The organism is Roseovarius sp. CH_XMU1461 (genome assembly GCF_037027165.1).
In the GTDB taxonomy this organism is placed as follows: Bacteria; Pseudomonadota; Alphaproteobacteria; order Rhodobacterales; family Rhodobacteraceae; genus Roseovarius; species Roseovarius nubinhibens.
Genome location: NZ_JAYMDV010000001.1, coordinates 110,041 through 122,794, shown reverse-complemented (window position 1 = coordinate 122,794; position 12,754 = coordinate 110,041). Strand labels below are relative to the sequence as shown.

Here is a 12,754-nt window from a genome sequence, read left to right as displayed (position 1 = left end):
CGGCCCTTCGTGAAATTTGCGGAGAAAGGCCGCAAAGAGCTCAATATACTTGACGATGCCGGCGCAGCATTTTTGCAGGCGCAGAAAGGTTGCTCCGATACTCGCAGCCCAAAGCAGACAATGGCTTGCGTCCCGCGTCCCGGAGATTGCGAAGCGGATCCAAGAATTGGCCATTGGTAGACCCCATGTCCGGCGTGAGATCAGACCATCCGCCTTTGGTTCACTTGGGATTCCGGGACGCTGGAACTCGCGCGCCGTATATTCAGCGGAAACGTGCGGCGTTCTCCAAGGCCGCCGCGTCTGTGTCGCCCTTACCGAAAGCCGACGGTCGCGGCTCCGGCAGTAGCAGAGCCTCCTGAACCCGCGGCATGGCGTCGATGCGGTCGAACCACGCCTGCAGGTGCGGCAGCCCGTCGACGTTTACCGTGGCCCAGAAATAGCTGCGCGCCCATGGGTAGGTCGCGATATCCGCGATGGACATCGCATCCCCGACTAGCCACTCGCGCCCAGCAAGCCGCGTATCCAGCACTTCGAGCAGGCGGCGGCTTTCGTTCACGTAGCGGTCGATGGCGTAGGGCACCTCGTCGCCATTCGGCTTGGCGATCCGCTGGAAGAACATCGCCTGGCCCATCATCGGGCCGATCCCGCCCATCTGAAACATCAGCCATTGCAGCGTCTCCGAGCGCTCCTTGGGGTCGTGGCTGAGGAACCGGTCGTATTTCTCGGCAAGATACCACAGGATCGCGCCGCTCTCGAACACTGCGAAGTCATCAGCGCCGCGATCAACGATCGTCGGAATGCGCCCGTTCGGGTTAAGGCGCATGTAGTCAGGCGCCTTCTGCTCCTTCTTGCCGAAATCGATCGGCACCAGTTCATAGTCGATCTGTGCTTCGTGCAGGAAGATCAGTGGCTTCCAGCCGTTCATGGTGTTGGCGGTGTAGAGGACGATATCAGGCCGCGTCATTGGTGAGCTCCCCGAAAGTCGTGGCAAGATGGGCGTCGAACCGGGCGAGGTCGGTGGCAAACTCGGGGTTCTTCATCACGTCAAAGGCTCCGAAGGTCGGCAGCGGCGTCATGCCGAAGAATTTGGCGTTCAGGTGGACCGGGCGCAGGAGATCATCCAGCGACATGCCCTCGAAGAAGGGCTCTGCCGGGTCGTCGAAGGCCTCAGACGGGGCGTTCAGCGTGGCCGAGATCATGTAACGTGTGCCTGCCAGCATGCCGCCCATACCGTAATTCGCTTTCGGGGCAGCGGCGCTGCGGCCGTCGCCATTGCTGAGCTGACCGCCCATGCCGACCGTATAGACCTCGTCCATGTATTTCTTGAACGACCACGGCACGCCCATCCAGTTCACCGGGAACTGCAGGACGACCACGTCCGCCCAGAGGTGGCTGTCGACCTCGGCCTGCACATCGTAACCGGCCGCGACGGTGGTCAAACGGACCTCGTGCCCCTGCGCCTCGAATGTTGCCTTCGCACGCTCCGCCAGTGTTTCATTGAGTTTGCCGGGGGCAAATTCGTACGGTTGCGCGCCGTTCAGGATGTGGATCTTGCTCATGTCGTCTCTTCCGTTGCTGCGCCCGCTTGACTGCGGCGGGGTCCGGGATGAGATGAAGGTTGTGGGGATAAAAAACAACCAGTATACTTTTTGTAACCTAGTCCGAAGCGGACCAGCGGAGTGTGAAACGATGGATGCAAAGATCGAAATAGACGGTGCCGGACGACGGAGCGCGGCCAATGCCTGCACCGAGCCCTGCGCTATCGAGCGTGGCATGCGGATCATCGGAGGGAAATGGACTGGCTCCATCCTCTGGCATGTTAAGGATGGGCCGGTACGGTTCAACGACCTCGCCCGGATGATCGGCGGCGCGTCGAAGAAGATGATCACGGAACGCTTAAGGCAACTCGAAGACCAGGGGCTGGTCAGGCGCGAAGTATGCGACACCGCCCCGATTACCGTCGTCTACGAGATTACCGATTTCGGGCGCACAGCCCTAAGTTTCCTGGATGAATTGCGCAAATGGAGTGAGGGTCTGCCGAAGACCTTGGCTGTCGAGAAATGATAGCCTTTTCATGACGCTCCCGGCCCGTAACGAATGTTGGCTATCTGTCTTTCCGGTAAAAACTCTCCTAATCGCGACACGGATCGTGCCATTGCAGCGAACGGCAGGAAAGTCCGCACATGCGGCATTGGAGCGGCTCGCGGGGAATGTCCGCTTTCCGCCTAAAGTGCCGGAATTCGTCGGGCCTCGGACCGTGCTTGCCTGACCCTCTGACGCACGATCTCCATTGATCCCCTTGCCAAATCTCTGATTTGGCAGCGCCCGAACCGCTAGCAGGATTCGGGTGCGAGTGGGGTGGGCCAAGAGCGGATTGGACCCGAAAGGCGGCGCTATCGGCGCGTGGCTCTGGGGCGTCTCTGTCTGCCCATTGTTCATGTCGGATCGCGTTATTACTGCCGTTCAGAAAACACGCAGCGGATGGCGGGCCAAACCCTTGTCTGCCCGTCATGGCAGGCGCCGGGCCGGTTAACAGCACCGCAGGTGCCCGGCCATCGTCAGCCCCTCCCTTGGGCTGGCGATTTGGCTGATGCAGGCGCGGCCAGATCTGTTGGATTTGCTTGGCTGGCATAAAGCGCTTCGGAATGAGGGTGGGTCGCCACACCAGGGGCTGACGTTGGCCTCTGCGATGGTCGCAAGAGACCTATGATCTACCTGACGCTCTGTGGTTTGATTTGTCCCCCTTGCCAAATTGGAGATTTGGCAGCGCTTGAGCCGCCCCCAAGGGGCGGGCGCGGGGGAGATTCGGGACAGGGAGAACGCGCGCGGGGACGGATCAGGGCCGGGCCGAGAGTGGGCGTCCGGGCGGGATGTGGCCTGATTTTCTGATCTTTGGGGGATGCTGGTGCTGCTGGGGAGGATTGAACTCCCGACCTCACCCTTACCAAGGGTGCGCTCTACCACTGAGCTACAGCAGCAGCGTGAGGGGCTGATAGACTCAATCCAAAGCCTGTGCAACCCCCTTCTGGACCCCTTTTCTCACCTGCTGTAGAGAGAGGCCATGACAGAGCGAAAAAGTGACACATCCGGCGGCGGCACGGCGGGGGGCACCTCGTCCCGGGAGGATCGTTTGAAAGCCGCGCTCAAGGCCAATCTGGCCCGGCGCAAGGCGCAGGCGCGGGCCCGCAAGGGCGCGGCAGACACGTCGGAGAAGAAACCCGAGCAGGACAAGGAATAGGTTAATGGACAGTATCGTGGTGACGGGCAACGGGCCCCTCTCGGGAGAGATTCCCATCGCTGGCGCGAAGAACGCCTGTTTGACGCTGATGCCCGCCACGCTGCTCAGCGAGGAGCCGCTGACGCTGACCAATGCGCCGCGCCTGTCGGATATCAAGACGATGACGCAGCTGTTGCAGTCGCTCGGGGCCGAGGTGACCTCGATGCAGGACGGGCAGGTGCAGGCGATGTCGAGCCATGACATCAACAACCACGTGGCCGAGTATGACATCGTGCGCAAGATGCGGGCGTCGAACCTGGTGCTCGGGCCGATGCTGGCGCGGCTGGGGCAGGCGGTGGTGTCGCTGCCCGGCGGCTGTGCGATCGGGTCGCGGCCGATGGATCTGCATATTTTCGGGCTGGAAAAACTCGGGGCCGAGATCGAGCTCAAGGATGGCTATTTGCATGCCAAGGTGCCCGGCGGGCTCAAGGGCGCGGTGATCGAGTTCGGTTTTGCCTCGGTGGGGGCGACGGAGAATGTGCTCATGGCGGCGACACTGGCCAAAGGGACAACCGTGCTGCGCAATGCGGCGCGCGAGCCGGAGATTGTCGATCTGGCGACTTGCCTGCGCAAGATGGGCGCGCAGATCGAGGGCGACGGCACCAGCGAGATCGTCATTCAGGGGGTGGACCGGCTGCATGGGGCGACCCATCCGGTGGTCACCGACCGGATCGAGCTTGGCACCTATATGCTGGCGCCGGCGATCTGTGGCGGCGAGGTCGAATGCCTTGGCGGGCGGCGCGATCTGCTCGAGGCGTTTTGTCAAAAGCTCGAAGCGGCGGGCGTCGAGGTGACGGAGACCGAGCGCGGGCTCAAGGTGGCGCGCAAGAACGGCCGGGTGCAGGCGGTGGATGTGACGACCGAGCCCTTCCCGGGCTTTCCGACCGATTTGCAGGCGCAGTTCATGGCGCTGATGTGCACCGCCGAGGGCGACAGTGTTCTCGAGGAGAAGATTTTCGAGAACCGCTTCATGCACGCGCCGGAACTGCAGCGGATGGGCGCGCGGATCGAGGTGCATGGCGGCACGGCGAAAGTGTCGGGTGTCGAGCGGATGAAGGGCGCGCCGGTGATGGCGACCGATCTGCGGGCCTCGGTGTCTCTCATCCTTGCGGGGCTGGCGGCAGAGGGCGACACGCAGGTCAACCGGGTCTATCATCTCGACCGGGGCTATGAGCGGCTTGTCGAGAAGCTGCGCAATGTCGGGGCCAAGATCGAAAGGACCGCAGGATCATGAGCGTGGAAGACGCCCGTTTCGAAGATGGTGGCGAGCAGCCGCTGAACCTCGGGGCCTGGGATCTCGACGATCTCAAGGTGCTGTCGGCGCTGGCGCAGGATGCGGTGTTTCCGGCGAGCGAAATGCGCTGGGAGCGCAAGGCGCGGCGGTTTGCCCTGCTGATCAACCGGTTCCGCTGGGAAGATGCGGCGCGGACGCGGCGCAGCCCGGAGCGGGTGCAATCGGTGCTGGCGGTGGAAAACGTGCTCGGCGTGGCGAGCCAGGGCGTCGAGCGGGGCGATCCCGATCTGGTGCTGTCGCTTCTGTCGGTGAGCTTTGAGCCGGGCGAGGATGGCACGGGTCATGTGCTGCTCACCCTGGCGGGCGATGGCGCGATCCGGCTGGCGGTCGAGGCGCTCGAGCTGCGGCTGCGCGATGTGACGCGGCCCTATCTCGCGCCCTCGGGCAAGGCGCCCGATCACGGGGCGTGACTGGCGGCTGCGCTGAAAACTTATAAAAGAAAGAAGACCATGCCTGTATTTCTTGATGCGGATGCGCCGGAGTTCGAGCGCGAGTTCACGGCGCTCCTGGCCTCGAAACGCGAGGATTCCGTCGATGTGAATGACACGGTTGCGGCGATCATCGCGGATGTGCGGGCGCGCGGCGATGCGGCGGTGATCGAGCTGACCGAGCGGTTTGACCGGCTGGCGCTGACGCCCGAGACGCTGCGGTTTTCCGAGGCCGAGATTGACGCGGCGGTGGCGCAGGTGCCGGAGGCCGAGCGCGCGGCGCTGGAATTGGCGGCCGAGCGCATCCGGGCCTATCACGCGCGGCAGATGCCGGAGGATCAGAGCTGGACCGATGCGGCGGGCGCGATGCTCGGCTGGCGTTGGGGTGCGGTGTCGGCGGCGGGGCTCTATGTGCCCGGCGGGCTTGCCTCTTATCCGTCGTCGGTTCTGATGAACGCCATCCCGGCCAAGGTGGCGGGGGTTGACCGGCTGGCCATTGCGGTGCCGACGCCCGATGGGGTGGCCAATCCGCTGGTGCTGTTGGCGGCGCGGATCGCGGGCGTTGACGAGGTCTATCGTATTGGCGGCGCGCAGGCGATTGCGGCGCTGGCCTATGGCACCGAGAGCATCGCGCCGGTGGACAAGATCACCGGACCGGGCAATGCCTTTGTCGCCGCCGCCAAGCGGCAGGTCTTTGGCAAGGTCGGCATCGACATGATCGCGGGCCCGTCGGAGATTCTGGTGATTGCCGACAAGAGCGCCAATCCCGATTGGGTGGCGCTCGATATGCTGAGCCAGGCCGAGCATGACGAGAGCGCGCAATCCATCCTGATCACCGATGATGCGGGCATGGCGCGCGAGGTTTGCGCGGCCATCGACCGGCATCTCGAGACGCTGGAGCGGCGCAAAATCGCGGCGGCGAGCTGGCGTGATTTCGGGGCGGTGATCACCGTGCCCGATCTCGACCGGGCGGTGGCGCTGTCGGACCGGGTGGCGCCCGAGCATCTCGAGCTCTGTGTCGCAGAGGCAGATGCGCTGTCGGAGAAGATCACTCATGCCGGGGCGATTTTCATCGGCTCCTGGACGCCCGAGGCCATTGGCGATTATGTCGGCGGGCCCAATCACGTGCTGCCCACGGCGCGGTCAGCACGGTTTTCCTCGGGTCTCAGCGTGATGGATTTCCTCAAGCGCACGACGCTGGCGCGGATGAGCCCGGAGGCGCTGCGCGCGATTGGGCCGGCGGCCGAGGTTCTTGCGCAATCGGAGAGCCTTGAGGCACATGGTCTGTCGGTGCGTGCGCGTCTGGATACACTCAACAAAGGATGAGGGCCGGGGCATTGCCCCAGTGACGCGGCTGCGCTAGGCAGTTTGGTAACGAGTATTGAAAGACGTCTGATGAGCCGAATCTGTCATATCGAGTTGGATGATTCCAGCCTGCCGCCACCCACGCCCGAGATCGAGCAGGAGCGCAAGGTCGCGATCTACGACCTGATGGAGGAGAACTCCTTTGTGCTGCCCGCGCGCGACGACCGCGAGGTGCCCGAGGGCCCCTATCATCTGTCGCTGTCGATCCGCGACAAGCGGCTCGTCTTTGACATCAAGACCGAGGCAAAGGACCCGGCGGCAGAGTTCCACCTGTCGCTGAGCCCGTTTCGGCAGGTGGTCAAGGATTACTGGGCCATTTGCGAGAGCTATTTCGACGCGGTGAAAAACCTCGCCCCGGCGCAGATCGAGACCATCGATATGGCCCGGCGCGGCATCCATAATGAGGGCGCGCGGGTTCTCGAAGAGCGGCTCGAGGGCAAGGCGGAAATCGACAACGATACCGCGCGGCGCCTGTTTACCCTGATCTGCGTTTTGCATTTCGGGGGCTGAGCGATGCCGGAGCCGCTGCCGCAATCGGTGCTGTTTTGCTGTGACCACAATGCCGTGCGGTCGCCCATGGCCGAAGGGATCATGAAGCAGCTCTATGGCACGGACACCTATGTGCAATCGGCAGGGGTGAAGAGCGATCTCGACATTGACGGGTTTTCCATCGCGGTCTGCAAGGAGATCGGTGTCGAGCTGGCCCGGCACCGGGTGCGCAGTTTTGACGAGATGGAAGAATGGGGCGACGATCTGTCGTCCTTTGACATTGTCGTGGCGCTCAGCCCGGCGAGCCAGCGGCGGGCGCTCGAGCTGACGCGCTGGTTTCATCTCGATGTGATTTACTGGCCGATCATGGACCCGACCGGCCTTGGCGAAGGGCGCGAGGCCAAGCTCTCGGCCTACCGGCAGACCCGTGATCAGATCCGCAACCACCTGATTGACCGGTGGGGCGACCCGAAGGAGCAAGAGACATGAGCCATCCCACCATCCGCCGCTATTTCGAGGCCTTCAACGCGGGCGATACCGAGGGGATGCTCGGCTGTCTTGCCGAGGATGTGGCGCATCATGTCAATGAGGGCGCGGTGCGCGTGGGGAAGGATAAGTTCCGCGCGTTTTGCGCCCATATGAGCCGCTGCTATCGCGAGGAGCTTACCGATATGGTGATTTTCGAGGCCGAGGGCGGGACACGCGCGGCGGCGGAATTCATCGTCAATGGCACCTATCTGGCGACCGACGAAGGCCTGCCGGAGGCGCGGGGGCAGACCTATCGCCTGCCCGCGGGGTCGTTTTTCTCGCTCGAGGGGGACAAGATCACGCGGGTCGTCACCTATTACAACCTCGCGGACTGGATGCGTCAGGTCGGATGATCGAGACGCGGCGGCTGACAGGCGAGAGCCTTGGTGCGGCGCTCGAGGATGTGGCGCGGCTCCGGATCGCGGTGTTTCGGACGTGGCCCTATCTCTATGATGGGGATCTGGCCTATGAGCAGGATTATCTGCAGACCTATCGCGACAGTGCCGATGCGATCCTTGTAGGCGCCTTTGATGGGGCGCGGCTCGTCGGGGCGTCGACCGGTGCGCCGATGGAGGATCACGCGGCGGATTTCGGTGCGGCCTTTGCCGGGCAAGCGGTGGCGCTCAATGATATTTTCTACTGTGCCGAGAGCGTTCTGTTGCCCGAGTATCGCGGGCAGGGGCTGGGGCATGCGTTTTTCGATGCGCGCGAGGCCCATGCGCGGGATTTGGGGCGGGGCCATGCCGCCTTTTGCGGGGTGGTGCGGCCGCAGGATCATCCGCTGCGCGACGCGGGCTATCGGCCTCTTGATGGGTTCTGGCGCAAGCGCGGCTATGCGCCGGTGCCGGGGGTCGTGGCGCAGTTTCGCTGGAAGGATCTCGACCAGGAGGCCGAGACCGATCATCCGCTGCAATTCTGGATGCGCGCGCTCTAGCGCTTAGCGGCAGTAGCTGCCGCTGCGATAGCGGGCGGTGTCAAAGTGGAAATGGTCGAGATGGTATCGGTCGGCATTGGGGCCGAGCACCGTGCCGAAGGGGCCGCAGGCGGCGCCGTGCATCTGCCGCAGGGCTTTGCCATAGGTCTTGCTGTTCCAGTGCTTCAAGAGCGTGATCTGGGTGCCGTCGCGCAGCAGGATCGACGAGATGTCGATGGCGCGTCCGGTGCTGTGTTCCGAGAGTTTCGCGCCGGGCTTGTTGTTGCGGGTGCGGCAGGCGTAATGGGCGGCGATGCCGAGCCCCGCCACGCCGCCGCCGCGCGAGCCGATGGCCGGTTTAAGGCCGCGATCCACCCAGGTTTTGAAGGATTTGGCGGTGGTGCAATCCATCAGCGCCGGTTGGCTCAGCGCGATGCCGGAGACCGAGCGCAGTTTGATGGCATTCTGGATGCCGCAGCCCTTGATGCGGCCGGGGACGCGACCGATCACGTCGCCCTGCAGGGCGACATCGCCACAGACCGCGCCTTTTTGGCGTTGGCGGATCACGGTGCGGGCCTGTTTCTTGCTGCGCTCGGTGCGGCGCTGGGGGCGCAGGGATTTGAAGAGGCCCTGACCGACCTTGCGCGCGCCGGGGCGGATCGCGTCGGGCTGTTGCTGGGTATTGGGTTGCGCCTCGGGGGTTACCACAACGGTCGCAGCCGGGGCAGGGGTAGGGGCTGGGGCCGGAGTCGGCTCGGCGCGGGGCACGGGGATATCGCCAATGCGTGCGATGGGGCGCAGCGAGGTCTTGGGGGCGTCGGCCAGAGCGGGCGCTGGACCCACGGCCATCAGGATGGCCAGGGATGCCAGCGCCGCCCGGATCATGCGTCCCGCTTGGGTTTGCGGCCGAAATCGGGGGCGTCGGTGTCCTGACCTGCCTCGATGATGCCACGGCGGATGGCGCGGGTATGGGTGAAATACTCGTGCAGATGGTCGCCGTCGCCCATGCGGATGGCCCGTTGCAGCGCGAAGAGTTCTTCGGTGAACCGGCCCAGGATTTCGAGCGTCGCATCCTTGTTGGTCAGGAAGACGTCACGCCACATGGTCGGATCGCTCGCGGCAATCCGTGTGAAATCCCGAAACCCTGCAGCAGAATATTTGATCACTTCACTATCCGTCACCCGGCGCAGGTCATCGGCCACGCCCACCATCGTATAGGCGATAAGATGCGGCGTATGGGAGGTGACCGCAAGCACGAGGTCATGGTGATCGGCGTCCATCCGCTCGGTGTTGGCACCAAGCGCCTGCCAGAAGCGTTCGAGCCGTTCGATCGCCGCCTCGTCCGAGCCGGGCACCGGCACGATCAGGTTCCAGCGGTTGTCGAAGAGCTCGGCAAAGCCGGAGGTCGGTCCCGATTGTTCGGTCCCGGCGAGCGGGTGGGCGGGGATGAAATGCACGCCTTCCGGGATATGCGGGCCGACCGCCTCGATCACCGCGCGTTTGACCGAGCCCACATCGCTCACCGTGGTGCCGGGGGCGAGCATTGGGCGGATTTCGGCAGCGACGTCGCCCATGGCGCCCACCGGCACGCAGAGCACGACGAGATCGGCGCCTTCGCAGGCCTCGGCGGCGGTGTCGCAGACGCGGTCGCAAAGGCCGATGTCGCGGGCGGTCTGGCGGGTGGCGGCAGAGCGGGCATAGCCCGTCACTTCGCCCGCCACACCGGCGCGTTTCATCGCCCAGAACATCGACGAGGCGATGAGCCCGAGACCGATCAGCGCCACCCGGTTGTACATCGGGGCAGGGGTTTCGGTCATTCCGCATCTCCCATGAACTGGCCGATGGCATGGGCCACGCGGCGGCAGCTCGGCTCGTCGCCGACGGTGATGCGCAGGCAATGGGGCAGGTTGTAGCCCGCCACCTGCCGCACGATCAGCCCTTGCGATTGCAGATGCGCGTCACAGGCGCGGGCCTGATCGGGGCTGGCAAAGCGGGCGAGGATGAAGTTCGCGGTCGAGGTGTCGGAGGGCACGCCATGTTCGGCCAGCGCCTCGGCGAGCCATGCGCGCAAGCGGCTGTTTTCATTGCGGCATTTCTCGGTCCAGGCGGTGTCGCGCAGGGCGGCCTCGGCGGCGGCGAGGGCCGGGGTTGCGAGGTTGAACGGCCCGCGCACCCGGTTGAGCACGTCGATCACATGTTTCGGGCCATAGCCCCAGCCGACGCGCAGCCCGCCGAGCCCGTAGAGCTTGGAGAAGGTGCGGGTCATCACGACGTTCTCGCGGGCATCGACGAGGCCTGCGCCGCCGTCATAGCCTTCGACATATTCGGCATAGGCCCCGTCGAGCACCAAGAGCACATGCGGCGGCAGGGCCTCGGCGAGACGGGCGACTTCGCCGTCGCCGATCATGGTGCCGGTGGGGTTGTTGGGGTTGGCCAGAAACACCAGCCGGGTGGCATCGGTGCAGGCGGCGAGGATCGCATCGACATCGGTCACGCGTTCGCGCTCAGCCACTTCCACCGGTGTCGCCCCGGCGGCCAGCGCCGAAATCTTGTACATGGAAAACCCATGTTCGGTGTGGATCACCTCGGTGCCCGGCCCGGCATAGGCCTGACAGAGAAAGGCAATGATTTCATCGCTTCCCGCGCCGCAGATGATGCGGTCGGCGTCGAGATCGTGATGCGCCGCCAGCGCCCGGCGCAGCGCGCCATGGTCGGAAGAGGGATAACGGTGCAGATCATAGCCCGCCTTGGCATAGGCCTCGCGGGCCTGGTCGCTCGGGCCGAACGGGTTTTCGTTCGAGCTCAGCTTGACCACGTTGGAAATGCCTTCGACATGCGCGGCGCCGCTCTCGTAGAGGGCGATGTCCATGATGCCGGGTTGCGGTGTGATCTGTGTCATCTCGGGGCTCCTTTGGAGCTGTCTTAGCTTGGGCCGCTGGGCAAGGGAAGCGTCAACGCCCCCCTTGCTGCACAGCCTTGGCGGGTGGTGCAATCAGGTCGCCAACACGTTGCGGAAGAGCCACGGGTCGCTCTCGTCGATGTCCTCGGGGAAATGTTCCCAGCGGTCCTGCAGGGGTGTCCAGTCGGTGTAATGGGCCTCGACCGGGCCGAGGTAGGGGCGTTGCACTTCGAGGCAGCGGGCGTGATCCATCTCGTCGGTCTCGACGATGCCGGCCTGCGGGTTTTCCAGCGCCCAAACCATGCCGGCGAGCACGGCCGAGGTGACCTGCAGCCCGGTGGCGTTTTGATAGGGGGCGAGATCGCGGGTTTCCTCGTTCGAGAGGCGCGAGCCGAACCAGAGCGCGTTTTTCTCATGGCCGAAGAGCAGCACGCCGAGCTCGTCGATGCCTTCGACGATTTCGTCCTCGGTGAGGATATGGTGTTTCTGCTGCTGCTTGCCCGAGCCGAACATTTCATGCAACGACAGCACCGCGTCATCGGACGGGTGGTAGGCATAGTGGCAGGTCGGGCGGTATTCAGGATCGTGGCCCTCGCCGACGGTGTAGTAATCCGAGATCGAGACCGCCTCGTTATGGGTCACCAGAAAGCCGAATTGCGGGCCGGGGGTCGGGCACCAGCTGTGGACGCGGGTGATCGCGCCGGGGCGTTCGAGCCAGATCGCGGATTTGCAGCCCTCGTCCTGACGGTGGGCGTTTTCGGGAAACCATGTCTCATGCGTGCCCCAGCCCAGTTCGGCCGGTTGGAAGCCCTCGGAGATAAAGCCTTCGACGGACCAGGTGTTGACGAAAGTGCCGCGCGGGCGCGGGGTGCGGCGGGCCTGGGTGTCGCGTTCGGCGATGTGGACGCCCTTGACGCCGAGCGATTGCATGAGCTTGGCCCAGCCTGCGCGGTCGGCGGGGGCAGTGGCGTCGCGGCCAGTGTCGCGGGCGAGTGTCAGAAGTGCTTCCTTGACGAACCAGCTCACCATGCCGGGGTTGGCCCCGCAGCAAGAGACGGCGGTGGTGCCGCCGGGGTTGGCCGCCTTTTCGTCGCGGACCTTCTGACGCAGGGCGTAGTTGGTGCGCGCGGCATTGTCTTCTGTGTCGAAATAGAAGCCGGCCCAGGGTTCGACCACGGTGTCGATATAGAGCACGCCCATCTCGCGGCAGAGCTTCATCAGGTCGAGCGAGGAGGTGTCGACGCTCAGGTTGACGCAGAAGCCTTTGCCCTCGGGGAAGAGACCGCTGAGCACCTCGCGGTAGTTTTCCGGGGTGAGGGCGGTGTCGATGAAGTTGAGCTTGTGCTGGCGCAGAAAATTGTGCTGGGCCGTGTCCGGCTCGATCACCAGGAACTGATCCGCGTCATATTCGAAATGGCGTTCGATCAGCGGCCAGGTGCCTTTGCCGATCGAGCCGAAACCGATCATCACGATGGGGCCGTCGATGCGGCCGTAGATGGGATAGTTCTGCGCCATGATTGTCTCCTCGAGGCAGAAATGGCCGGGTCGCGGCCCTGAAACG

General features: G+C 64.4%; 15 protein-coding genes and 1 tRNA gene. 9 read left to right on the top strand and 7 right to left on the bottom strand.

What is annotated here, in order from left to right; all coding sequences use genetic code 11:
* Positions 1-262 precede the first annotated feature (262 nt).
* Together WA237_RS00635 and WA237_RS00630 are read right to left on the bottom strand one after the other, a co-directional pair.
* Positions 263-964, bottom strand: coding sequence for a glutathione S-transferase family protein (locus tag WA237_RS00635; protein ID WP_336096296.1), 702 nt, complete (start codon positions 962-964; stop codon positions 263-265).
* Positions 951-1,559, bottom strand: coding sequence for an NAD(P)H-dependent oxidoreductase (locus WA237_RS00630; RefSeq protein WP_336096295.1), 609 nt, complete (start codon positions 1,557-1,559; stop codon positions 951-953). Before WA237_RS00630 ends, WA237_RS00635 begins: the two co-directional genes overlap by 14 nt.
* Positions 1,560-1,689: 130 nt before the next feature.
* Between WA237_RS00630 and WA237_RS00625 the strand changes: the two genes are divergently transcribed.
* Positions 1,690-2,064, top strand: coding sequence for a winged helix-turn-helix transcriptional regulator (locus tag WA237_RS00625; RefSeq protein WP_336096294.1), 375 nt, complete (start codon positions 1,690-1,692; stop codon positions 2,062-2,064).
* 839 nt (positions 2,065-2,903) lie between these two features.
* On the opposite strand, the gene WA237_RS00620 is transcribed toward WA237_RS00625, so the two are convergent.
* A tRNA-Thr gene (locus WA237_RS00620) sits at positions 2,904-2,978 on the bottom strand.
* A gap of 83 nt (positions 2,979-3,061) precedes the next feature.
* Here WA237_RS00620 and WA237_RS00615 point away from each other — a divergent pair.
* The 8 genes from WA237_RS00615 (at position 3,062) to WA237_RS00580 (ending at position 8,315) form a co-directional block, all read left to right on the top strand.
* On the top strand, positions 3,062-3,238 hold the full coding sequence (locus WA237_RS00615) for a hypothetical protein (RefSeq protein WP_336096293.1): 177 nt from the start codon (positions 3,062-3,064) through the stop codon (positions 3,236-3,238).
* A 4-nt stretch (positions 3,239-3,242) separates the two neighbouring features.
* Positions 3,243-4,511, top strand: a complete 1,269-nt coding sequence (gene murA / locus WA237_RS00610; protein WP_336096292.1) for a UDP-N-acetylglucosamine 1-carboxyvinyltransferase — start codon at positions 3,243-3,245, stop codon at positions 4,509-4,511.
* A complete protein-coding gene (locus tag WA237_RS00605) occupies positions 4,508-4,981 on the top strand; it encodes a DUF2948 family protein (RefSeq protein ID WP_009812533.1) in 474 nt (157 codons plus the stop codon). The genes murA and WA237_RS00605 overlap by 4 nt, the downstream gene beginning before the upstream one ends.
* Positions 4,982-5,020: 39 nt before the next feature.
* The gene (gene hisD / locus WA237_RS00600; RefSeq protein WP_336096291.1) at positions 5,021-6,325 is read left to right on the top strand and encodes a histidinol dehydrogenase; all 1,305 of its coding nucleotides are present in this window, start codon (positions 5,021-5,023) and stop codon (positions 6,323-6,325) included.
* Positions 6,326-6,394: 69 nt separating this feature from the next.
* Positions 6,395-6,874, top strand: a complete 480-nt coding sequence (locus WA237_RS00595) for a UPF0262 family protein (RefSeq protein ID WP_009812531.1) — start codon at positions 6,395-6,397, stop codon at positions 6,872-6,874.
* A 3-nt stretch (positions 6,875-6,877) separates the two neighbouring features.
* Positions 6,878-7,342: an arsenate-mycothiol transferase ArsC gene (locus WA237_RS00590; protein ID WP_336096290.1), complete on the top strand. Its 465-nt coding sequence runs from the start codon at positions 6,878-6,880 to the stop codon at positions 7,340-7,342.
* Positions 7,339-7,734 (top strand): ketosteroid isomerase-related protein, encoded by a 396-nt coding sequence (locus WA237_RS00585; RefSeq protein ID WP_336096289.1) that lies wholly within the window; start codon positions 7,339-7,341, stop codon positions 7,732-7,734. Before WA237_RS00590 ends, WA237_RS00585 begins: the two co-directional genes overlap by 4 nt.
* Positions 7,731-8,315: a GNAT family N-acetyltransferase gene (locus WA237_RS00580; RefSeq protein WP_336096288.1), complete on the top strand. Its 585-nt coding sequence runs from the start codon at positions 7,731-7,733 to the stop codon at positions 8,313-8,315. The genes WA237_RS00585 and WA237_RS00580 overlap by 4 nt, the downstream gene beginning before the upstream one ends.
* Before the next feature lie 3 nt (positions 8,316-8,318).
* Here the strand turns inward: WA237_RS00580 and WA237_RS00575 are convergent, their stop codons facing one another.
* The 4 genes from WA237_RS00575 to WA237_RS00560 form a co-directional block, all read right to left on the bottom strand.
* Positions 8,319-9,179 (bottom strand): extensin-like domain-containing protein, encoded by an 861-nt coding sequence (locus WA237_RS00575; protein WP_336096287.1) that lies wholly within the window; start codon positions 9,177-9,179, stop codon positions 8,319-8,321.
* Positions 9,176-10,111 carry a prephenate/arogenate dehydrogenase family protein gene (locus WA237_RS00570; protein ID WP_336096286.1) on the bottom strand — a complete coding sequence of 312 codons (936 nt, stop codon included), beginning with the start codon at positions 10,109-10,111 and terminating at the stop codon, positions 9,176-9,178. Before WA237_RS00570 ends, WA237_RS00575 begins: the two co-directional genes overlap by 4 nt.
* On the bottom strand, positions 10,108-11,193 hold the full coding sequence (hisC, locus tag WA237_RS00565) for a histidinol-phosphate transaminase (protein WP_336096285.1): 1,086 nt from the start codon (positions 11,191-11,193) through the stop codon (positions 10,108-10,110). The genes WA237_RS00570 and hisC overlap by 4 nt, the downstream gene beginning before the upstream one ends.
* A gap of 93 nt (positions 11,194-11,286) precedes the next feature.
* Positions 11,287-12,708 (bottom strand): homospermidine synthase, encoded by a 1,422-nt coding sequence (locus tag WA237_RS00560; RefSeq protein ID WP_009812524.1) that lies wholly within the window; start codon positions 12,706-12,708, stop codon positions 11,287-11,289.
* Positions 12,709-12,754: the final 46 nt, after the last annotated feature.